Here is a 20,548-nt window from a genome sequence, read left to right as displayed (position 1 = left end):
GTCAGCTGTGCGATAGTGGCTTCCATTCTCCGCACCGGCGCGGGGAGCCATCGGTGAGGACTCGCTGCCATGAACATGCGACCAGGGTTTCGTACCGTCGTCACGGCGGCCGTTCTCGTGCTCGCCGCCGGTTGTGCGAGTAGCGAGTCGGAGAGCTCTCCACCACCCGATTCGACGACCCAAGGCTCTGCGTCGGTCCCGAACCCGGGGTCAGTGTTCGAGGGAACGTACGAGCTCGAGCAAGTGCAAGAGGTTCGGGAAGACCTGACTCCCATGGCACCCGAGTACCGAACGACGACCTTTGCGGTGAAGTCGTATTGCCCAGAAGCCACCGGCGCGTGTGTGGCATCGGCTTTGGTCACCTATCCCAAGATCGTTCCAGTGCCTCCTGCCCAGCCGGTCGCACTGGACTACGTCGACGGGAAGTGGGCTCTGAACGTCGCATCGTCTGGGCTGACGTGTGCAACTCAGGACGGCGCACCACTGGCGGCACCGTCGTGGCAAGTGGCGACATTCGAGCAACCGGTAGGAGTCGAGGACGGCTCGTTGATCTCGGGGACCGCGACGACACACGCCGGCCCTCCGTGCGCGAAGCAGTACGACACCACGTACACGTTCACACGCACCGGGCCACTAGAACCGGCGCTGAACATCCCGCCGCCCGAAGCGGTTCCTGCACTTGTGAACTCGGCGGGTGCCGCATTGTCGGGAACCTACGATTTCGACCTGAGTCCGCTCTCGGCAACGGATGGGCTGTCCAACGCGCCGGTTCAGGCGACGGGCAACTACCAGAGCTTCTGCACTCGCGCCGGCGACCGCTGCGTATCGGTAATCGACTCGACCACGGATGTTCTGCCAATGCTGGAGTGGTCGAACGGAGCATGGACGTCCGACGCGACCTATGCGACGGCCGCCTGCGAGGACGGCTCCGGCCAGCAACAGACAACCATCCGCACCTCGCTGACGAGCTCGGACACAGGTACTGCTCCAGCACAAAGCCTTTCGGGTGAAATCAGGAAGACCTACACCGGCGACTGCCCCGGCGAAGTTGCATGGACGATCGCAGGTACACGCACCGGCGGGTAATGTGCCGCCGCGGCACCATCACCGTCAGCGAGCGAGCGAATTACAGCGGATCTACGGCGGGCCCGACTACCCACTCCAACCCCAGTTGTAGGGGTTCACCACTATTCGGTACCAGGTATCGGTGTTCTCGACGTTGGTGCACGGCACCACGATGTACGACTGCGAGGCCCTTTCGAGCGACAACGCCTTATTGCAGAAGTACTGCCCACCTTCACCGGATTGCTCAGCTCGGTACACGGGACCGTAATGCCACTCGTCGGCACTGGCGGTCGCAACTCCCATCGTGGCTCCGGCTGCAATCGGAAGCGCGAGGATTCCGGTCAACACGGCAATGCGTCGGCTGGTGCTGTTCATTCGAGGGCCTTTCGTCGGCGGCACGGTGAGCACGAACGTCGCTGGCCGCAATTCGGCCACCGACTCGATCCCTTCATCTGTGACGTCGCACGGGCCGTGAGTCGCGTTACCGCTACGAATGGGCAAGGTCAGCCGTCACGCAGTTACGGCAATCAAGCATGTTCAGGCATGCATAAGGCGAATTAGCGTTGTCCGATCCGATAAAAGAGCGCTTATGCCTTAGATAGAAGGCATAGGACCTATCTTTTCAGCCGCTTCACGACGTATGCTCCGATATGCATGTCTACGCAAGCGCAAGGAGTACCTCATGGCCCAACCTCGACGACGAACTCGGAAGCATTCAGGTGAGCTGGCCAGCACCTTCGTTGCACGGCGGCATCAGTTGCGCATGACGCAAGCCGAGTTAGCGTTACTTGCCGGCGTGGGGCGCTCGACAGTCCAGGCGCTCGAAAGCGGAAAAGACACGGTGCAGCTCGACGGCGCGGTCGCTGTCGCCGATGCACTGGGGTGCGAGATCACGTTGCTCACGCGTGCCGGATCGCCTGTGCCGCCGTTGGACCCGACGTGATCCCAGCGTTCGAGCTGCGGGATGTCGATGCAGCCGACGTCTACAAGGGCGATCTCCTCGCTGGTTCCCTGACGCGTGAGGGGAACGACGTTGTGTTTCGGTACGACGGCGACTACCTCGACAACGCCTCTGCCCCGGATCTCGCGTGGTCGATCCCGAAGTCGTCGTTCGAGACTCGGGCGTCGGGCGGAAGCATCCCTCCCTTTTTCGCAGGATTGCTACCCGAGGGCGTTCGTCTCACCGGAGTGCTGACAGCCACTAAAACATCCGAGGACGATCACTTCACACTGCTGCTGGCGGTCGGATCGGACACCATCGGCGATGTTGTAGTGCTTCCACGTGGTCAAGAGATCCCAGTGACGGGCACTGTATTCGATTCGCGCCGCGCTGTTCCAGATCTTCGTCGTCTCTTCGATTCCCTCTCCACAAGTGAGTCGGTGAGCCAGGATCCATCCGCACTGCCGGGCGTCCAAGGCAAAGTGTCCGCGCAGATGTACTCGACGCCTGTATCGACGACCGCTGGTCCTGCCATTTTGAAACTCGCTCCGCCGACGCGTCTCCCGCATTTGGTCGAGAATGAGAGCTTCTTCATGAGCCTGGCCGGTAGATGCGGGCTTTCGGTGCCCGATCACCGGATCATCGAGGACGACAGGGGCGTGAGCGGCCTGCTCGTGGCGCGATTCGACCGGGTCGGTGAACAACGACTACTGCAAGAGGACGCGTGCCAGGTCTCCGGGCTCTATCCCGCGTCCAAGTACCGAATGAAGACCGAAGCGGTGATTCCGCTACTCGCCGGCGCTGTCGAGCGCGGGGGCGGCTCTGCGCGCCAGGCCACCGCGGAACTTCTTCGCGTGACGGCGTACTCGTACGCGATCGGAAACGGCGATTTACACGGCAAGAACTATTCGATACACCAGAACCCTCGGGGAATCTGGTCGGTGACGCCGGCCTACGACCTTCTGTGCACACAGCCCTACGCGTCCTGGAACGATCCAATGGCGTTGAACCTCTACGGCCGGGCGAACCGTTGGACGCGTGCGCATCTCGTCGAGTCCGCCGGCCGCCTGGGAATGCCCGAGCGAGCGACCGGGCGAATCCTCGACGACGTCTGCGCTGGCGTTCGACACGGAATAGATGCAGTCGACGTGATCGGTTTCGATGAACGGCAAACACGGCAGTTGAAACGACTGCTCGATGAACGCTGCACCGAGCTGTCCTGACCCCGAGCACCACTTCCGTTCGTCATCCACACCAATCGACTCAGCCGGGAGGTGACCGACGTGCCCGATATGCCTTGTGCACCAACAGATTAGGCTACTCGGCAGCGGTAATTGCGAGAATGACGCGAGGCTTGTGACGACGGGCGACGACTCGTTCGATCAACATCACCAGTCGATACTGGAACCCGTACTTCTTCTTCAGTATCAAGGTCGCGCGATCTGCAGCCGAGCCGGTGACAATTCGTGCCTCTCCCGCCACAGCTACTGCGCCGTCGGGCACCTTTCCTCCCCTGCTGCACGGCCGTAGCTCGACGCGTCCCGAATTCTTGATGCGTTTGACCTTGCCACTCTCGGCGGGGGTGATGACGACCAGGTCGTCTCCGTCTCGGGCAATCCACACGGCCGTGGACACAGGTTCACCGGACTTACGAAACGTGGTGAGCGAGACGAAAGCCTCGTCGCCCAACGAATGGATCGGTTTGTCCGAGGAAGTCATGGTCACCACGCTACTCACCCGCTTGGCAATCCGTTCGATGCCTGGTCGACTGACACGGATCACATTGACAGTTCGCGAACGCCAGGAGGATCCCGTGACCGATTCCGCGCACACCGATGAGTACTTCCTCGGACTTGCAATCGAACAGGCACAGATCGGCTGGGAGGAGGGCGGCGTTCCCATCGGCGCGGCACTCGTGCACGACGGCCATGTTCTTGCGGTGGGGCGGAACCGCCGCGTGCAGATGGACAGCGCAATTCGTCATGGCGAGACCGACTGCATCGAGCGAGCGGGGCGGCTGCCGGCTTCGGTGTACCGCAAGTCCGTCCTCTACACCACCCTGTCTCCGTGTTTCATGTGTGCGGGAACCGCATTGCTGTACGAAATTCCGCGCATCGTCATCGGCGAGAACCGCTCCTTCGAGATGTCGGAAAGTCTGTTGCGGGAGCATGGGGTACAGCTCGATGTCGTCGACGACCCCGCCTGTCTGCAGCTCATGGAACGCATGTTGGAAGAGCGACCAGGCCTGTGGCTCGAAGACATCGGCGAGGAGGCATGAGCAACCGAGCCGATCATGAGTCCACCGCACAGAAGGCCGACGAACCGGTCGACCTGGACTACCCCGTCACGCCGGTACCCCGCAGTGCCCGCAAGCCGTTCTTCTCGTTGGCCATCGTGCTGCTGGGCTTCACGATCTTTACGCCGACAATGCTGGCAGGCGCTGCACTCGGCACGGCGTTCAGCTTTTGGACGCTGCTCCTGGTGATCGCGGCCGGCTCGGCGATTTTGGGCGCGTACGTGGCCATGATGGGATTTGCCGGTGCGCGTACGGGTTTGACGACCGTGCTCATGGCGCGTTACAGCTTCGGCACCCGCGGATCCAAGCTCGCGTCGCTGCTCCTCGGTGGTACGCAAGTCGGTTGGTATGGCGTCATCATCGGCACCATCGGTGAGCTCACCTCGCAGGCATTGGACTGGGAGTCGTATGCCGCGCGGGCGGCCGTCATGATCGTTGCGAGCATCCTCATGTGCGTCACCGCGTGCTACGGATACCGCGGGATGTACTGGGTCTCGGTTCTGTCGACGCCGTTGATCATCGCGCTGGCGTGTTGGGTGCTCGCCCGATCCCTCGACGAGGTCGGCGGGTTCGCCGGACTGACGTCGATTACACCCACAACGACGATGACGGTCACGCTCGCCATCACGACGGTTGTCGGCACTTTCGTCTCCGCGGGGACCCAGGCACCCAACTGGACTCGGTTCGCACGATCCGGGTCGCAAGCGGCGTGGGCGTGCATCATCGGGTTCCTTCTCGGCAACGGAATGATGATTCTGTTCGGAGCGATCGGAGCAATAACCTTCGGTGAGGGCGATTTCGTTCTGGTTCTGTACAACCTGGGGCTCGTAGGCTGGGGCCTGATTTTGCTGTTCGGTAACCTGTGGAAGAGCAACGCCGACACCGCATATGCCTTCGGTGTTGCCGGCGCGGAAATGTTCCGGCATCCCCGGAAGGCACCGTTCATCATCGGCGGCTGCGTCATCGGGACCGTGCTCGCGCTCGTCGGTGTGCACAACCATCTGGTCGACTACCTGAGCTTGCTCGGCACCTTCATTCCTCCGCTGGGCGGGGTTCTCATCGGAGACTTCCTGTGCCGCTGGCGGCAGGGCATTCCCGAGGGGCACACTCCCCCGCTCGTTCACTGGCGGCATCTCGCGGTCTACGCTTTCGCGGCCTCCCTCGCGTGGTTGTCCGGAGAACTTGACATCGGAATCCCGCCGTTGATCGGCATCGTGGTAGCTATTGCACTCACGATGGTTCTGCATCGACGTGGCGCGGCGTCAGCGCACGGATCCCTGGCCGCTTAGGGTTGTCGACACTCCACCGCGAAGCCAGTGTCCATCGAAGAGAGGTAGCCGACGCCGATGATCATCACGGGATTGTTCTTCGCGGAGTACGCACGAGTCAGCGAGGACATGCTCGACATCCTCGGCGGTGTATGGGATACCTGCACCGTGCCGCGCGATACCCGCATGCTCGAATGCCGGCTGGTCGCGTTGCTACAGACCGGGCCCGACGACATCGGTAAGGACTTCCCTGCAACGCTCGAGGTGCTCGACGCGAAGGGCGAACACATCGTCAATCAGCGAGGCCTTCAGATCCCCGGCACCGGCTTCACCGGCGAGAATCGGTTCTGGTTCCTGCCGATGCAGATGGTGTTCCGCGACGAAGGACGGCACAACTTCATCCTCAGCGCCGGTGGAGCCACAGCAAGCGTCGGGCTTCGTATCGCGTTCGGTTAATCGAGCGGTAAGGGGCTTTCGGTCAGTTATTAGAGCGCCCGCAGCCGGGACAAGACGCCTCACTGCAGCCGACCCACTCAGCGGGACAACGCGTGCAGGGTCGCCTCTCCCGCCCGATATCCCGCCTCGAACAGCCATGGCCACTCGGAGAAATCCTCGGGTTCCACCACTACGGTCTCCACACCACCGTTTCCCCTCCGCTTGGGCATGTTCTCGGGATGCGCGGGAAACCGTTCTTTCAAATAGGCCGGCTCGAGGCTCTGCCGAAAGATCAGCCACGTCCGCGGCGTGAAGCCCACTGCCTCAGCACGTTTCGCGACGTCGATCCACGCCTCACTGTTCGCGTAACCACCCGCGAGCACCAGCCTCTGGGTCTCCAGCATCGGGAACACCCCGAACCATATCGGCGGATAGCTCAGCAGCGTCTGGCACCAGGCCCGACGACGCTCCGGCGGAATGGGTTCCCATTTGGCTTGTGCTATTTCGAGTCCGTCATCTGCAGACATTGTTCACCTCGTCCTGGAGGTGCGAACCTCCATCGACTTGCGCACCCGCGGTTGCGGGATGCGCCGGTTCTTCCCCTGGGGCACCCCTGTCGATGGAGACGGGGTTGCCGGACAGCCGGCCAGGTACCTACGGCTGTCGCTCTTGAACCTTCCTCGACAATAGCCGAGGGGTACACCTACGACAATCCTGTGGGTCAGCGGGGCACTTCGACGAACGCGCCTCTTGTTTGCCGATCGGTGCGGTGCCGCGGTGGGGACCGAATGAAACCCTGTGATGACCGGGCAACACTCCGGCCGAGGTTCTCGACGTACATCGGACATCCGTCATCATTGACGCGTGATCAAACAGGGAAGTTGTTTTGCTTTGCTCGGCATTGTGATCGCGGTGCTGGGTCACGCAGTGACGGGAACTTTGGGGTACTCGGCGTACGTCTCCGGCGAATCGTTCTATGGACCCGACACCACGTTGGGGCCGTGGGTACGACCCGTCGTCGCCGCGTCGACCGGCGCCTTGATCGGCATGTTCGCAGGGCTGGCGCTGCACCTGTGTGGCTACCGATTCATCGTCGAACCTTCTCGGCGCGTGGGGCTCGTCGTCGTTGCCGGTCTGGTCGGATTGACGCTGGGGATGACGCCCGTACTGATTCTGGTCGGCACGAGCTTCTCCGGTTCGAGTTCGGGCGTATCGCCCGACTACTTGCTCCCGATCTATGCAAGCACCGCAGTTTTCGCTTATGTACTCGGAGTCGCCTCGGTTCGATTGCTGCTCAGAGCAACTCACGATCCGTTGCCATCTCGGACGACCAAGGTTGTGGCTGCCTTTCTTCCGATTGGCGGTGTCCTCGCCACCCTCGCCGGCATGGGGATTGCCTGGATTCTCGGATTTTCCACGACGGCATCCACCTTTGTCGCCGTGATCGTGGCGGTGCTGTGCATACTCGCGGCAACCTTTGCACTCGCGCGAGCGTGGGCGTTGCGCACGACAGCGTAGAAACTCGAGAATTCGTCACGCGCGCGACCATCCCACCACCCTCGGTGTGAATGGCGAACACACCCTCAGCGCCGATTGGGCCACAGCGAGCGTCGCGCTTCGTATCGCATGCGGCTCACACAGGGCGACCAGAATGCGGACTCCGCAGCGCACCGCTTCCCGCGTAAACAACGCTGCACTTAACTACACTTAAGTGCATCAAAGTACATTAAGATGGTCGTTGCTGTATTTTTGCAAGGGAGGCGTTGATATGTCGTGGCCGCCACACGCCCGAACAACCAAGGATTGGCAGCCTCGGCATCGTCAAGGCTCGAAGGCAGACCGCACGCTCGATCGAATCGAGGTGTCGATCCCTCCTGAGATCAAAGACCTTGTCTTTTCGCCGTCCAACGAGACCGCTCAGGCGCAGGAAGCTGCGATCATCGCGGTGGCTCGTCTCGAAGCGGGATTCGGCGAGCATCTCGCGCCGCTCGCAGATTTCCTGCTCCGAAGCGAATCCGTGGCATCATCCAAAATCGAGAGTGTCGACGCCGGTTGGCATGCGTTCGGTCGCGCACTGGCCGGGGGCAAGGCGAGCGCCGATGCCAAATCTCAACTCGCTGCAATACACGCGCTGAGCACGATGGTCGACGCTGCGGGCCGTGGACCGATGTCGCTCGACACCTTCCTCGACGCACACCGACTTCTCATGGCTCCCGATTTCTACACTGCGAAAGACAGTGGCGCACTGCGTGATGTGCAGAATTGGATCGGTGGCAGCGACTACACACCCATAAATGCGCTGTACGTTCCACCGCCGCCGGATCTCGTCCCCGAACTGATGGACGACTTGCTGGTGTTCGCGAACCGCACGGACATGCCGATCATCGCTCAGGCCGCGATCGCTCACGCACAGTTCGAGTCCATCCACCCGTTCACCGACGGCAACGGCCGAATCGGACGTGCATTGATCAGCGCGGTATTCCGCCGGCGCGGCCTGACTCGTCGAATCACCGTTCCGTTGGCCTCGGCGATGCTCGCCGACACGACTCGGTACTTCTCCTTCTTGACGGGGTACCGCAGTGGACAGGCGGACAAGTTCGTCCACTATCTGGCGTCGGCCGCTGTGCACGCAAGCGAAGCGTCAGCGGAGTCGGCGCACGCTCTGTCGGAGCTGCCGGGTGCGTGGAAACACGTAGCAAAACCTCGCGCCAATTCTGCTGACGAAGCTCTGCTTGCCCGACTGCTGGAGGTGCCGATCCTCAACGCAGACATGGCGACAGAGATCACCGGAACAACCGATGTCAGCGCGTATCGCGCACTTGGTCGACTGACCGAGGCAGGCATCTTGGAGTTGATTTCCACGAGCAAGCGAAACCAGATATGGGCGGCGACCGACGTCCTGGCCGAGCTCGACGCACTGAGCGCCGCGATCGGCAAACGGACGCTCAGTCCTTGAAATCGAGCGCTGGCGGAGGTCAGAACAATGGTTCGGCGGTTAGGCGCGCAACTTCATCCAGACCGCCTGTAGGGCTACGTCAGGATTCGCATCGCCTTCGGCTGACATCAGCTGCTGATCGTCTCCCGCGCAGCACCACGCTCCACCACTCGTCGAGCGGTTCGGGCTACAGCCTCGTCGATCAGGAACCCCTTGCTGTCGACCGCCACACCCGAGGTGGCACGTGCCAAGTCGGCCAACAGTTCCTCGGCTTCTCGTACCTCGTCCTCCGACGGCACGAACACCGTTCGCACAGGGGCGAGTTGAGCCGGATGAATACACGCACGACCGACGAATCCGAGACCGGCCAGACTGCGAGTATCGGCCTCGAACGCATCGGCGTCGCGAAAGTTTCGCGACACCGCGGCCGGCGGCGGATCGATTCCTGCCGCCACGCTGGCTGCGACCACCTGAGCTCGCACGAAGGACAGCGACTCCGCGGAACCGTCGACGCCCAGATCGGCAGCGAGATCCACCTCACCGATTTGAAGAAATTTGACCCGAGGCGCACGGGCGATCTCGAGGGCCGCGAACACTCCCGCGGCCGTCTCGATGAGGGGCGAGACCACCGCGTCACTGCCACTCAGTAGGGCGTCGGCCTGTTCGATCTCGCGAGCAGAGGAGACCTTCGGCAGCCAGATACCCGTCAGGTTCGGGTGCAGCACCGCACGAATATCGTCCTCCTGCAACGGTCCCGGATTCACTCGCACCCAGATCTGCACCTCACCGGGTTCGCAGGCAGCAACCCACGCGGCTACCGTCGCGCGGGCGTGATCCTTGTTCGCTGCGGTGACGGCGTCCTCGAGATCCAACACCACCGCGTCCGTGCCCGACGCCAAAGCTTTGTCAAAACGCTCCGGCACGTCCCCCGGAACGTAGAGGTACGTCAGAGCCGACCTCATCCGATGACACCCGTTCCCGCTACGAGGGACTTGGCGATAACGGTGCGCATGATGTCGTTGGTGCCCTCACCGATGGCCATCAACGGGGCGTCGCGGTAGAGGCGCTCGACGACGAACTCGGTGGAGTATCCGTAGCCACCGTGAATACGCATGGCTTCGAGGCTGGCGGTGATCGCGGCCTCGGAGGCGAAGTACTTCGCCATCCCGGCTTCCATGTCCACGCGCTTACCTGAATCTGCCTGCGATGCAGCCCAGTACGTCATCAGACGTGCAGCCTGCAGCTGGGTCGCGATGTCGGCGATCTTGAGCTGAATGGCCTGGAACTCGGCGATGGGCTGACCGAATGCGGTGCGCTGCTTGGCGTATTCGAGCGCCGCGTCGTAGGCGGCCTGCGCGATGCCGACACTACGGCCGGCAATGTTGAGACGACCGATCTCCAAACCGGACAGCGCCTGCTGCAGACCACGACCCTCCACCCCACCGAGCACTGCGTCGACGGGAACGCGCACATCGGTGAACGTGATTTCACACGATTCGGTGCCCTTGTAGCCGAGCTTGCCCATGTCGCGCTGCACCTCGAAACCGTCGGTCGTGGTGTCGATCAGCAGCAGCGACATTCCCTTGTGGGCGGGGGTCGTGGTGGTGTCGGTCTTGACCAGTACCGGAAGCACATTCGCGTGCCGTGCGTTGGTGATCCACGTCTTCGCACCGTTGACGACGTAGTGGTCGCCGTCCCGCTTGGCGGTGGTCTTGATGCCCTGCAGGTCGGTTCCGGCACCGGGCTCGGTCAGGCCGACGCCTGTTCGCCATTCACCGGACGCGAGCTTGGGGAGCAGCGTCTTCTTCTGCTCCTCGGTGCCGTGTTTGCCGATCATCCAGCACGAGAGGTTGTGACTGCCGAGGATTCCGGCGACACCCATCCAGCCACGGGCCAGCTCTTCGTACACCAGGGTGAACGAGACCTTGTCGAGGTCCAGGCCGCCGTACTCCTCCGGCGTCGTGATGCCGAACAGACCCATGGCCTTCATGTGCTCGACAATCTCGGTGGGGTACCGCCCCGTCTTTTCCCACTCGTTCGCGACCGGGATAATTTCCTTGTCGACGAAGGTGCGCAATGCTTTACGGAAGGCCGTCTGCTGCTCGTCGTACGTGAAGTCCATGATATGTCCTGTCGGTTGAAGTGTCAGGGTGCCGGCGCGATGGCTGCGGCGAGGTCGAGGATGGCGGTCAGGTCGGTTTCGTCGACCAACCCGAGGACGCGGTCGGCCAGCTCGTTGGCACGAGAGTCGTTGCCGCAGTTGCCGAGAAACTTCTCCAGCAGGCGGTCGTCGCTCAACGGGAACCCAGCAGATCCGTGACTGCCGCCGACGGAGGCGTCGAGCACTCGTCCGTTGGTAAGCGTGAGAACCGCCCTGCCCGACGCGGCGGCCGCGGGAACCTCGGACGGGAGGTTCGTCACCCGCACCTTCCGGGCGGTGACGAGGACGTCCTCGCGTGCGATGGATTCGTCGGTGTAGGTCGAGACGGTGATGGCTCCGTCGTGCAGCAGTGCCGCCACACTCCACGGCAGGTCGAACTTGCCGTCGTAGGTACTGCGCGGTGACGCGACGCCGGTGTTGGGGCCGCAGACGAACGGACTCGAATCGGGATGAACGAACACCTCGATGTCGTCGACATCGCTCGCCTGAACTGTGTTGTCGCCGAGCGCTTCCGACACCGCATCGAGCGTCACGTGCATGAGCTGGCAACTGGGATACGGCTTGATGCCGATCCGGGTGGCTTCCCACCGCGTACCGAGTCCCTCCGTCAACGCCGCAAAGTTTGTCGGCCGATCGGTCAGCGCAGCGTAGATTCCGCGTCGACCTTCGAGAACCGACGAGGGTCCGGTCGCACCGGCGGCGGCGAGCCGGGCGGCCAGCACACCGTTCATGCTCGCCGATCCGGGATGCAGCGCCTTGGTGTCGGCGTCGGTGTCGAGAAACTCGAGCAATCCCGAACTCGACGACCCGGCGATGCCGAGGGCGTTGACCAGTGTCTCGGTGTCGAACTTCGAGAGGTGTCCGGCGACGAGTGCGGCTGTCAACGGTCCTACCGCTGCCGTGGCATGCACACCCCGAGCGTGAAATCCGTGCGGACTGACTTCACCCAGGCGGCAGGCGGTTTCGAGCCCGAGAGCCGCGGCGGTCAGCACATCGGCACCCGAGGCCGATACCTGCTGCCCGACGGCGAATGCCGCAGGGAGCGATACGGCCGTCGCGTGCACCAGTGCGCCCGCATGCGTGTCGTCGAAGTCCAGGGAGTGCAGCATCACCCCGGTCGCGAAGGCGGCTGCCGGTGCAGACAATCCTCGGGTTCCGGTGAGAGGCCGCGCCTCCGGTGGGCCGCCGAGGGCGTCGGCTACTGTCCAGCCCGGTCGGCCGTAGCCGAGCCGTTGGGCCGCAACGGTATTACCGACGCCATCGAGCAGGTGCCGCGCGGCCGCGTGCCGGACGTCCTCGGACAGATCGGCGACGGTGACACTCGATGCCCACTCAGCCAAGATCGTCGAGGTCACGCCCGCACCTCGTCCTTCGCCGTACCGAAGGCTCCCTCCGCCTTCAGCTTCGCGATGCGATCGTCGTCGTAGCCCAGCTGCTCGCGCACGATGTCGTCGAAGTGCTCGTTGCGCTGCGGCGCGCGGCGGTACTGCTTGGCCTCGGATCCGAAGTTCACCGGTGAGGCGACCTGGCGCACAGTGTTGTACACCGGATGCTCGGTCTCGACCACGAGATTGCGTGCGAGCGTGTGCGGTTCGGTCAGTGCGTGCTCGACGTCGTTGATCGGACCGGTAGGTACCCCGGCCGGGCCGAGCTTCGAGAGCCAGTGCTCGACGGTATTGGTGGCGAACACCTCTTCCAGGATCGGCAGGAGCACGTCCTGGTTCTTGCCACGCAGCGAGAAGTTGGTGAACCGCGGATCGGCACCGAGGTCCGGGCGATCGATGGCGACGACGAGCCGGTCCCAGAACTTCTCCTTGGCGCAGCCGACGATGAGCCATCCGTCCGTTGCTTCGAAGGCCTGGAACGGCACCAGAGACGGGTGAGCCGAGTTCTTCGTGCGGATCGGCTCGAAGCCGGCGTTGAGATGCCACGTCGCGGGATAGGTGAGCAGAGACATCGCAGTGTCGTACAGCGAGACGTCGCAGTCACCGCCGATGCCGTCGCGTCGGGCTGCGTGCAATCCCGACAGTAAGGAGATCGCGGCGACGAATCCACCGGAGTAATCGACCAGTGACAGACCGGATTTGGTCGGCGGGCCGTCCGGGTCGCCGGTGACGCTCATCCAGCCGGCGAGACCTTGCAGAATGTAGTCGTAGCCAGGCTCTTTGGAGCGCGGGCCGGTCATACCGAAGCCGGTGAGGCTGCAGCACACGATTGCGGGATTGAGGTGCTTGAGCTGGTCGTAGGTGATGCCGATCTTCTCCGGCACGTCACCGCGGAGGTTGGAGTAGACCGCGTCGCTGGTACGGACGAGGTCCTCGAAGACCGCTCGCCCACTGGGCGTCGAAAGGTCAAGTGAGAGTGAGCGTTTGTTGCGGTTGAAGCTCTCGAAGAACAGCGAGTCCTCACCCTCGTTGTACGGCGGGACGTAGCGGCCGACGTCGCCGCCCACGCTGGGGTCCTCGATCTTGATGACGTCCGCGCCGAGGTCGGCAAGGTGCAAGCTACCGAACGGGCCTGCGCCGTACTGCTCGAGGGAAATGATGCGTACGTCTTCGAGTGGCCTCATGCGTCGGAATCCTTAGTCTGGGGAAGTTCGAGCGGTCCGTTCTGCGCTTCGGGGAAGTAGTTCTGCCCGATGCCACTGTCGCGGGTGGCGACCATGACAGAGCGCTTCCACGAAATGACCTCGACGCCATCCTGATTGAGGCCGCGGGTGATCATCGAGACGATGCCGGCGTAGGGGCGTGACTCGGACTTGCGAAGCCCGGTGCAGATGCTTTCGGCGTACAGGGTGTCGCCTGCATAGACCGGGTGGGACATCTTGATGTCGGTGAAGGCGAGGTTGGAGATCGCGTTCTGGCTCATGTCGATCACCGAAAGTCCCAGCACCACTGAGACTGTGAAGCCGGAGTTGACGATGACCTTCCCATCGGTGATGGGATTCTGCGACGCCAGATGCGCGTTGAAGTGGTTCTGGTTGGTGTTGAGCGACAGCAGCGTGATCCACGTGTTGTCGGTCTCCGAGATCGTCCGCCCGAAGGGATGTTGGTAGACGTCCCCTACGGTGTAGTCGTCGAAGAAGCGCCCCAGAACGGCCGGATGGATTGCCACCGTGTCTCCTCGTGTCGGTTTGGCGAGTGCCTTACCTAGACCATAAACATCAGATGTTTACGGCGTCAAGGGTTCAAGAAAACCGGCAATCAGCAAGCTTCGCGTGAATCGACTCGATAAAGAGCAGATGTTTACGGATTACGAAGTCGATCCATCTGTCGGTACGAGTCACCGAGGTGGTCGAGATGCTTACGCATCAGATCCATGGCGGCCATCGAGTCACCGGCCTCCACCACGTCGAGCAGTCCCCGGTGGTCGCTGTCGACGCACTGCCAGAAGCCCTCGGGCGCATGGTCACGACCGAATCGACCGGACAGGACACGGAAGACGGGTGCCGTGATGAGCTCGAGCAGCGGATTGTGGGCCGCGCGCAGCAAGACGAGGTGGAATTCCTGGTTCTTGGCGAACGTCTCGGGTCCCTGCACTTGATTGGGATCGAAGATGGTCGCGTTGAGCTGCTCGAGATGCTCGTCGGTGCGGCGGAACGCGGCAATGCCCGCCGCCGGAACCTCCATCAGGTTGCGCACTTCCATGAGCTGGTCGACGGTGACAGTCTCCGCGGCGGCCATCAGAGCCACACCGGTTTCTAGGTGCTCACTGATGTGTCCGACACTGGGGACGGCGACGAAGCTTCCCCCGGTCACTCCCCTGGTCGTCTCGATCAGGTTCTGGCTGGCCAGGGAACGGAGGGCTTCACGAATAGTGCTACGCCCGACGCCGAATTCGGCGGTGAGCTCGGCTTCGCCGGGTAGCCGCTCTCCTGGCTGAAGCTCACCGGAGAGAATGCGGCTCCGAAGATGGCCGGCGAGAACCGCATACGCGGGGACACTCTTGGCGGTCGCCTTGAGCGGAGCCGATTGGGCCACGTCTTCCCCCTGATGTCGCTCGACTGTTTCTACTGACCGGTCGGCTCGAGCTTAGCCTGGCCGATGCCCGCAGAGGCGGAGATCGCAACCCTGGATACATCCGCTTTTTAGCAAGAAACCGCGCACACCTACCCGAATCTAGGCCGATATCTGGACAAAGCCGACGCAATACATCAGAGGTATTGCTTTTCCCGTCGATCATCAGCACTATGACTCATGTCACCTCAGCAGTGACCCCACGACTTCGTAGGACACGCGGAGCACGCCTTCCCGCTCCCCTCGGGCACCGACAGAACGGACGCAGCATGAAACGCATTGGAGTCGACGTCGGCGGCACGTTCACCGACCTCGTCCTGTGGGACGACGACGGCACGGTCGTCGTGCACAAGACCCCGTCCACCAATCACGACCCCTCGATTGGCACGATGGACGGCATCAAGGTTCTCGCCGAACGTGCCGGGATCGACCCGTCCGAAATCGACATGTTCTTCCACGGCACCACCGTGGCCACCAACATCGTGCTCGAGCACAACGGCTGCGACGTCGGCATGATCACCACCGAGGGGTTCCGCGACCTGCTGCACATCGCGCGTAAGAAGCGTCCTCTCAATTACTCGAACTACCAGGATCTTCCGTGGCAGAAGTGGCAGCTCGTGCCGCGACGCAACCGTCGCGTCGTTCCGGAACGCATCGATGCCGCAGGAAATGTACTGACCCCACTCGACGAAGATGCTGTGCGAGAGCAGGTTCGACTGTTGCGTGAGCGAGGTGTGCAGGCCATCGCCGTCGCTTTCCTGCATGCGTACCGCAACCCCACGCACGAGCAGCGCGTGCGAGCCATCATCGAAGAAGAGTTTCCCGGCGTCTTCATATCCTTGTCCAGCGAGGTCGCTCCGCAATACCGCGAGTACGAACGCTTTTCGACCGCAGCGCTCAACGCGTTCATCGGACCGAAGACCTCGAAGTACATCGAGAATCTGGCCGGTAAGGCCAAGGCAGCGCAGGTCGGCGAGGACGTGCACCTCATGACCTCGGCCGGCGGTCTCGTCACCTCGCGCAGCGCCAGCGAAATCCCGGTCTCGCTCCTGACCAGCGGTGTCGTCGCCGGCCTGCTCGGCGGCTGCGCCATCGGCAAGGCGTCCGGCTTCCCCAGTGTCATCACTCTCGATGTCGGTGGCACCTCTGCGGATGTCGGAGTGGCCCCGGACGGCGCGCTGCGGATGAAGCATCTGCTCGACACCCGAATCGGTGATTATCACGCGATGGTGCCGATGGCAGAGGTCGACACCATCGGTGCCGGAGGCGGTTCCATCGCCGTGGTCGACGACGGGGGCATGTTCCGCGTCGGACCACGCAGTGCGGGAGCCGTTCCCGGTCCCGCCTGCTACGGACACGGCGGCACCGAACCGACCTCCACCGATGCCATGGTGATGATGGGATGGCTGCGCGAGAAGAGCTTCCTGTCCGGAACCATGGAGGTCAAGCCCGAGCTGGCACGCGAGGCGATTCAGACGCATATCGCCGACAAGCTCGACACCCCACTCGACGACGCGGCGATGGGCATCTTCAAGATCCTCGCCCATTCCATGACCGAGGCGATCAGCCTGCACTCGGTGCGCAAAGGCTATGACCCGCGCGACTTCTCACTGATCGCCGAAGGCGGCGCCGGTCCGCTGTTCGCCTGGCAGATCGCCGACCAGCTCGGTATTCCGCGGGTCATCGTGCCCGGTCACCCCGGCATCACCTCCGCTGTCGGCCTGCTCACCACCGACATCCGCTACGAGGAGCCGACGACGGTGTGGACGTCGTCCGCCGACCCGAACATCGAACTCCTGCAGGAGCAGATCGAGCGCCTGTCCGCGCTCGCGGTCGCGCAGCTCGAGAAGGACGGAGTTGCAGCCGAGAATATTTCGCTCGAACGCAGCGTCGACTGCCGTTACGTCGGCCAGGGCTACGAATTGCGCGTCGCCGCGCCGGACGGCGACATCGACGACGTGTGGGTCAAGACCGTCGCCGAGGCATTCCACGAGGTGCACGGCCGCACCTACTCACAGCGATTCGACGACAAGCCCGTGCAGCTGATCAACGTCCGTGTCACCGGCGTGGGAGCTGTCCCCCACGTGCAGATCGCCGACATCGCCGTGGGCACCGCCGACTCCTCGGCCGCGATCAAGACGACCACCCAGGCGCTGTTCTGGCAGGACGAGACGTCCGCGCCGCAGTGGGTGGACACCCCGGTCTACGAGCGGTCGTTGTTGTTGGCGAACAACGAGATCGACGGTCCGGCGATCGTCGAGCAGTTCGATTCCACCACGATCATCGGCATGAACCAGCACGCCACCGTCGACGCCGTCGGCCACATCATCATCGAGAGGAACCCCGCATGAGCAAGGCGCTGATGCCCACCACCGGAGTATCTCTGGCGGGCGAATCCACTCGAACCTGGAACGACGTCGAGGTCGATCCCATCACCCTGCGCGTCATCGGCGGAGCCCTGCAGTCGATGGCCAAGGAGATGGCCCAGGTCCTCTATCGCATGGCGTACTCCTCGCTCATCCGAGAGTCCGAGGACCTCGGCGCGGGCATCTTCGACATAAACGGACGTGAACTGTGCGAATCGGATTCGACTCCGATGCACTGTGGTTCGATTCCGGCGTACATCAAGGGTGTCAACCGTCGCCTCGCGGGAACGTACAAGCCCGGAGACGTGGTGCTGCACAATCATCCGTACCACGGCGCGGCTCACTCCCCCGATTACGGCGTGATCATTCCGATCTTCTGGCAGGGCGAGCACATCGGCTTCGCCGGGTGTACCGGTCACGTGTCCGACGTCGGCGGCAACTTCCCCGGCCTGTGCATGGACGTCGTCGATGTGTGGGCCGAGGGCAAGCTGATGGACTCGATGAAGATCTACGAGGCCGGGGTCCGCAACGACTACCTGATTCAGCACATCCTCGACAACGTCCGTACCCCGGAGCAGAATCGCGGCGACCTCGAAGCACTGATCGCGTGCTCGCGCATCGGGGAGAAGCGGTTCACCGAGCTGCTAGAGAAGTACGGCCTCGACACCGTCATGAGTGCGGGCGAGCGGTGGATGGACTACTCCGAATCCATGCTGCGCAAAAAGATTCGCGAGATTCCCGACGGCAGCTACACCGCACCCATCGGGTATCTCGATGACGACGGCAAGAACCGCGACGAACCGCTGAAGGTGGCCGTGCGGGTGCAGGTCGAGGGCGAGGACATTCTCATCGACCTCACCGGCTCCAACAGTCAGGTGCCCACCGCGTTCAACGTCCCGTTCGAGGGTTCGGTTCTACCGGTGGCCGTCTCGGCCATTCGCACGATTCTGCTCGACGAGGACCTCACCGAGGAATTCGTTCCCCAGAACGACGGGTGCTTCCGGCCCGTCAAGGCCTATGCCCCCGAGGGGACGATCTTCAACCCGGACTTCCCCGCGTCGTGCTTCGCACGGTTCTCGCAGGTGAACCGGGTGTTCGACTCGATCAATCTCGCTCTGGCCCCGGTGCTTCCGGATCATGCCATCGCCGGATCGTCCGCCGCTCTGTGCGCCATCGCCTATTCCGGTATCGCGCCGGACGGCGAATCGTATTGGGTCTACATCGAAATCAACGAGGGCTCCTACGGTGGCCGCAACGGCAAGGACGGCATGGACGCCGTCGACGCCCTGATGGCAAACACGCGCAACAACCCGATCGAGGAGCTCGAGCTCAACCACGCCATGCGCGCGTTGCGGTACGAGCTGCGCGACGAGGCTCCCGCACCGGGCAAGTGGCGCGGCGGTATCGGCAGTGTGCGCAAGTGGTTGATGGAGACCGATACGTTCCTCGGTTCCGAGGCCGACAACCGATCGGATCCGCCGGCCGGTGCTCTCGGCGGACACAACGGTGTGTCCGGCTCGTTCACCAGGAACGCCGGGACCGATCGCGAGGAAGTGTTGTACTCCAAGGTCACTCAGGAGACGATTCGCTCCGGTGAGACGCTGGAGATCAAACTGCCCTCGGGCGGTGGCTTCGGAAACCCCTTCGAGCGTGATCCGTTCCAGGTGCTCAGCGACGTCTGGGACGAGTACCTCACCGAGGACGATGCTCGACGCGACTACGGTGTGGTCGTGAACACCGATTCGTGGACGGTCGACGAGGACGCGACGGCCGAGCTGCGCGCCCGGAGCGCGGCCTGATCGAGGACGGGACCTTCGGCGGTGTCGTCCGGTGGATCGACGACCGGAACGACACCCCGGGGCCCCTGTCCGGCCTGAGCATCGGCGTCAAGGACAACATCGACGTGGCCGGCGTCGACACCACCTGCGCGTCGGAGTTCTTCGAGCACAACGTCGCCGACGCTGATGCCGAAGTCGTCACCCGCCTACGTGACGCAGGTGGGTCGGTGGTCGCGAAACTGAACATGGCCGAGTTCGCCGTCGGCGTCACCTCCGAGAACTCGGCTGCAGGACCGTCGTACAACCCGTGGAATACCGCTCGGGTGCCCGGCGGATCGAGCGGCGGTTCGGGGATTGCCGTCGCCGCCGGACTGGTCGACGCATCCCTGGGCACCGACACCGGCGGGTCGGTGCGACTCCCCGCCGCAGCGTGCGGCATCACCGGTCTACGCCCGAGTTGGGGATCGATCAGCAACGACGGCGTGTTCCCGGTGAGCGAGCAATTCGACACCGTCGGCCCGATGGCAAGGTCGGTCGCAGAGGTCAAGGCGCTGTTCGACGTCCTGTCCCCCATTGCGTCCGAACCATCAGCCGTGACACGTATCGGTGTTCCCAGCATCTTCCTCACCGCGGACGTGGATCCGGGCGTCGCGCAGACCGTCGCAGCTGCGGTGCGCACGTTCGCCGAACTGGGGTACGAGATCGTCCCCGTCGAACTGGGGCATGCCGCCGATGCCCAGGACATCGTCTACACGATTGTCTACAGCGACCTCGCTGGCCGCCATCGGCACCGGCTCGTCACCGACCCCTCACGTTTCCAGCCCGCGACGTACGAGCGAATAGCGTTGGGCCTGAGCATCTCCGAGTCCGACCGTGACCGTGCATTCGCCGGCCGCGATCGGTTCCGTCAGGCCATGACCGCCACGTTCGAGAGTGTCGATGCGGTGCTGACCCCGGCCATGCCCGTCGATGTTCCCCCGAGGGACGGGGGCGACGACATTGTTGCCCTCTCGCGCCGGATGGGACAATTCACGTACCCGTGGTCGTTGCACGACGGCCCGACGCTGGCTCTGCCGGTCGGGTTCCACCCGTCCTCGGGCATGCCGGTGGGTGCGCAGCTCACCGCTGCTGCGCACCGTGAGGGCGCGCTGTTCGGCGTGGGCGAGCGCTATCAGTCGGTAACGGACTGGCATCGAGCCACGCCACCACATACATCTGATCTTTAACCCGTGCATGCGGTCAATCAGTGGACATTGTCCGCATTTACCTCACCTTGACGCCTAAAACA

General features: G+C 63.2%; 20 protein-coding genes and 1 riboswitch. Of the genes, 11 read left to right on the top strand and 9 right to left on the bottom strand.

Annotated elements, in window-relative coordinates; all coding sequences use genetic code 11:
• Positions 1-69 precede the first annotated feature (69 nt).
• Complete coding sequence (locus ACFI9K_RS23100; protein WP_462665671.1) at positions 70-1,086, top strand: hypothetical protein; 1,017 nt, start codon at positions 70-72, stop codon at positions 1,084-1,086.
• A 66-nt stretch (positions 1,087-1,152) separates the two neighbouring features.
• Here ACFI9K_RS23100 and ACFI9K_RS23095 read toward each other — a convergent pair whose 3' ends face one another.
• Positions 1,153-1,440 (bottom strand): hypothetical protein, encoded by a 288-nt coding sequence (locus ACFI9K_RS23095; RefSeq protein WP_462665670.1) that lies wholly within the window; start codon positions 1,438-1,440, stop codon positions 1,153-1,155.
• A gap of 307 nt (positions 1,441-1,747) precedes the next feature.
• Between ACFI9K_RS23095 and ACFI9K_RS23090 the strand changes: the two genes are divergently transcribed.
• Entirely contained in the window at positions 1,748-2,008 is a 261-nt protein-coding gene (locus ACFI9K_RS23090; RefSeq protein ID WP_462665669.1) for a helix-turn-helix domain-containing protein, read from the top strand.
• The gene (locus ACFI9K_RS23085; protein ID WP_462665668.1) at positions 2,005-3,228 is read left to right on the top strand and encodes a type II toxin-antitoxin system HipA family toxin; all 1,224 of its coding nucleotides are present in this window, start codon (positions 2,005-2,007) and stop codon (positions 3,226-3,228) included. The genes ACFI9K_RS23090 and ACFI9K_RS23085 overlap by 4 nt, the downstream gene beginning before the upstream one ends.
• A gap of 94 nt (positions 3,229-3,322) precedes the next feature.
• On the opposite strand, the gene ACFI9K_RS23080 is transcribed toward ACFI9K_RS23085, so the two are convergent.
• Entirely contained in the window at positions 3,323-3,724 is a 402-nt protein-coding gene (locus tag ACFI9K_RS23080) for a PPOX class F420-dependent oxidoreductase (RefSeq protein ID WP_462665667.1), read from the bottom strand.
• 94 nt (positions 3,725-3,818) lie between these two features.
• On the opposite strand from ACFI9K_RS23080, the gene ACFI9K_RS23075 reads away from it, so the two are divergent.
• From ACFI9K_RS23075 to ACFI9K_RS23065, 3 genes are read left to right on the top strand one after another with little or no spacing between them, the layout of a single operon-like run.
• Positions 3,819-4,283: a nucleoside deaminase gene (locus tag ACFI9K_RS23075; RefSeq protein WP_462665666.1), complete on the top strand. Its 465-nt coding sequence runs from the start codon at positions 3,819-3,821 to the stop codon at positions 4,281-4,283.
• Positions 4,280-5,590 carry a cytosine permease gene (gene codB, locus ACFI9K_RS23070; protein ID WP_462665665.1) on the top strand — a complete coding sequence of 437 codons (1,311 nt, stop codon included), beginning with the start codon at positions 4,280-4,282 and terminating at the stop codon, positions 5,588-5,590. Before ACFI9K_RS23075 ends, codB begins: the two co-directional genes overlap by 4 nt.
• 57 nt (positions 5,591-5,647) lie before the next feature.
• Complete coding sequence (locus ACFI9K_RS23065; protein WP_462665664.1) at positions 5,648-6,025, top strand: DUF6941 family protein; 378 nt, start codon at positions 5,648-5,650, stop codon at positions 6,023-6,025.
• Positions 6,026-6,102: 77 nt separating this feature from the next.
• Here the strand turns inward: ACFI9K_RS23065 and ACFI9K_RS23060 are convergent, their stop codons facing one another.
• Positions 6,103-6,531 carry a mandelate racemase/muconate lactonizing protein gene (locus ACFI9K_RS23060; RefSeq protein WP_462665663.1) on the bottom strand — a complete coding sequence of 143 codons (429 nt, stop codon included), beginning with the start codon at positions 6,529-6,531 and terminating at the stop codon, positions 6,103-6,105.
• 28 nt (positions 6,532-6,559) lie between these two features.
• A riboswitch (SAM riboswitch) is annotated at positions 6,560-6,679 on the bottom strand.
• A 189-nt stretch (positions 6,680-6,868) separates the two neighbouring features.
• On the opposite strand from ACFI9K_RS23060, the gene ACFI9K_RS23055 reads away from it, so the two are divergent.
• Both ACFI9K_RS23055 and ACFI9K_RS23050 read left to right on the top strand, forming a co-directional pair.
• On the top strand, positions 6,869-7,522 hold the full coding sequence (locus tag ACFI9K_RS23055) for a hypothetical protein (protein ID WP_462665662.1): 654 nt from the start codon (positions 6,869-6,871) through the stop codon (positions 7,520-7,522).
• Positions 7,523-7,772: 250 nt separating this feature from the next.
• A complete protein-coding gene (locus tag ACFI9K_RS23050) occupies positions 7,773-8,960 on the top strand; it encodes a Fic family protein (protein WP_462665661.1) in 1,188 nt (395 codons plus the stop codon).
• A 107-nt stretch (positions 8,961-9,067) separates the two neighbouring features.
• On the opposite strand, the gene ACFI9K_RS23045 is transcribed toward ACFI9K_RS23050, so the two are convergent.
• The 6 genes from ACFI9K_RS23045 to ACFI9K_RS23020 form a co-directional block, all read right to left on the bottom strand.
• Positions 9,068-9,901 carry an HpcH/HpaI aldolase/citrate lyase family protein gene (locus ACFI9K_RS23045; RefSeq protein ID WP_462665660.1) on the bottom strand — a complete coding sequence of 278 codons (834 nt, stop codon included), beginning with the start codon at positions 9,899-9,901 and terminating at the stop codon, positions 9,068-9,070.
• Positions 9,898-11,061: an acyl-CoA dehydrogenase family protein gene (locus tag ACFI9K_RS23040; protein WP_032393088.1), complete on the bottom strand. Its 1,164-nt coding sequence runs from the start codon at positions 11,059-11,061 to the stop codon at positions 9,898-9,900. The genes ACFI9K_RS23045 and ACFI9K_RS23040 overlap by 4 nt, the downstream gene beginning before the upstream one ends.
• 23 nt (positions 11,062-11,084) lie before the next feature.
• Positions 11,085-12,455, bottom strand: a complete 1,371-nt coding sequence (locus ACFI9K_RS23035; RefSeq protein WP_462665659.1) for an MmgE/PrpD family protein — start codon at positions 12,453-12,455, stop codon at positions 11,085-11,087.
• Positions 12,452-13,669, bottom strand: coding sequence for a CaiB/BaiF CoA transferase family protein (locus tag ACFI9K_RS23030; RefSeq protein WP_222095311.1), 1,218 nt, complete (start codon positions 13,667-13,669; stop codon positions 12,452-12,454). The genes ACFI9K_RS23035 and ACFI9K_RS23030 overlap by 4 nt, the downstream gene beginning before the upstream one ends.
• A complete protein-coding gene (locus ACFI9K_RS23025; RefSeq protein ID WP_027497778.1) occupies positions 13,666-14,214 on the bottom strand; it encodes a MaoC family dehydratase in 549 nt (182 codons plus the stop codon). The genes ACFI9K_RS23030 and ACFI9K_RS23025 overlap by 4 nt, the downstream gene beginning before the upstream one ends.
• 131 nt (positions 14,215-14,345) lie before the next feature.
• Positions 14,346-15,080, bottom strand: a complete 735-nt coding sequence (locus ACFI9K_RS23020; RefSeq protein WP_032364336.1) for a FadR/GntR family transcriptional regulator — start codon at positions 15,078-15,080, stop codon at positions 14,346-14,348.
• 305 nt (positions 15,081-15,385) lie between these two features.
• Between ACFI9K_RS23020 and ACFI9K_RS23015 the strand changes: the two genes are divergently transcribed.
• Genes ACFI9K_RS23015 through ACFI9K_RS23005 form a run of 3 tightly spaced genes read left to right on the top strand, consistent with a single transcriptional unit; the run spans position 15,386 to position 20,486 of the window.
• A complete protein-coding gene (locus ACFI9K_RS23015; RefSeq protein ID WP_462665658.1) occupies positions 15,386-17,467 on the top strand; it encodes a hydantoinase/oxoprolinase family protein in 2,082 nt (693 codons plus the stop codon).
• The gene (locus ACFI9K_RS23010; protein WP_037148397.1) at positions 17,464-19,281 is read left to right on the top strand and encodes a hydantoinase B/oxoprolinase family protein; all 1,818 of its coding nucleotides are present in this window, start codon (positions 17,464-17,466) and stop codon (positions 19,279-19,281) included. The genes ACFI9K_RS23015 and ACFI9K_RS23010 overlap by 4 nt, the downstream gene beginning before the upstream one ends.
• Positions 19,227-20,486, top strand: a complete 1,260-nt coding sequence (locus tag ACFI9K_RS23005; RefSeq protein ID WP_462665657.1) for an amidase — start codon at positions 19,227-19,229, stop codon at positions 20,484-20,486. Before ACFI9K_RS23010 ends, ACFI9K_RS23005 begins: the two co-directional genes overlap by 55 nt.
• The last annotated feature ends 62 nt before the right edge of the window (positions 20,487-20,548 follow it).

The sequence above is a fragment of the Rhodococcus sp. PSi06 genome, assembly GCF_054960675.1.
The sequence above is the reverse complement of the archived record's forward strand: the minus strand, read 5'-3'. Positions and strand labels throughout refer to the sequence as shown.

What these genes read in the sequence shown, in the direction of transcription:
- ACFI9K_RS23050 (WP_462665661.1), top strand. Translation starts at nt 7,773, where the DNA reads ATGTCGTGGCCGCCACACGCCCGAACAACCAAGGATTGGCAGCCTCGG.
- ACFI9K_RS23040 (WP_032393088.1), bottom strand. Translation starts at nt 11,061, where the DNA reads ATGGACTTCACGTACGACGAGCAGCAGACGGCCTTCCGTAAAGCATTG.
- ACFI9K_RS23090 (WP_462665669.1), top strand. Translation starts at nt 1,748, where the DNA reads ATGGCCCAACCTCGACGACGAACTCGGAAGCATTCAGGTGAGCTGGCC.
- ACFI9K_RS23095 (WP_462665670.1), bottom strand. Translation starts at nt 1,440, where the DNA reads ATGAACAGCACCAGCCGACGCATTGCCGTGTTGACCGGAATCCTCGCG.
- ACFI9K_RS23100 (WP_462665671.1), top strand. Translation starts at nt 70, where the DNA reads ATGAACATGCGACCAGGGTTTCGTACCGTCGTCACGGCGGCCGTTCTC.
- ACFI9K_RS23030 (WP_222095311.1), bottom strand. Translation starts at nt 13,669, where the DNA reads ATGAGGCCACTCGAAGACGTACGCATCATTTCCCTCGAGCAGTACGGC.
- ACFI9K_RS23060 (WP_462665663.1), bottom strand. Translation starts at nt 6,531, where the DNA reads ATGTCTGCAGATGACGGACTCGAAATAGCACAAGCCAAATGGGAACCC.
- ACFI9K_RS23015 (WP_462665658.1), top strand. Translation starts at nt 15,386, where the DNA reads ATGAAACGCATTGGAGTCGACGTCGGCGGCACGTTCACCGACCTCGTC.
- ACFI9K_RS23045 (WP_462665660.1), bottom strand. Translation starts at nt 9,901, where the DNA reads ATGAGGTCGGCTCTGACGTACCTCTACGTTCCGGGGGACGTGCCGGAG.
- ACFI9K_RS23010 (WP_037148397.1), top strand. Translation starts at nt 17,464, where the DNA reads ATGAGCAAGGCGCTGATGCCCACCACCGGAGTATCTCTGGCGGGCGAA.
- codB (WP_462665665.1), top strand. Translation starts at nt 4,280, where the DNA reads ATGAGCAACCGAGCCGATCATGAGTCCACCGCACAGAAGGCCGACGAA.
- ACFI9K_RS23065 (WP_462665664.1), top strand. Translation starts at nt 5,648, where the DNA reads ATGATCATCACGGGATTGTTCTTCGCGGAGTACGCACGAGTCAGCGAG.
- ACFI9K_RS23080 (WP_462665667.1), bottom strand. Translation starts at nt 3,724, where the DNA reads ATGACTTCCTCGGACAAACCGATCCATTCGTTGGGCGACGAGGCTTTC.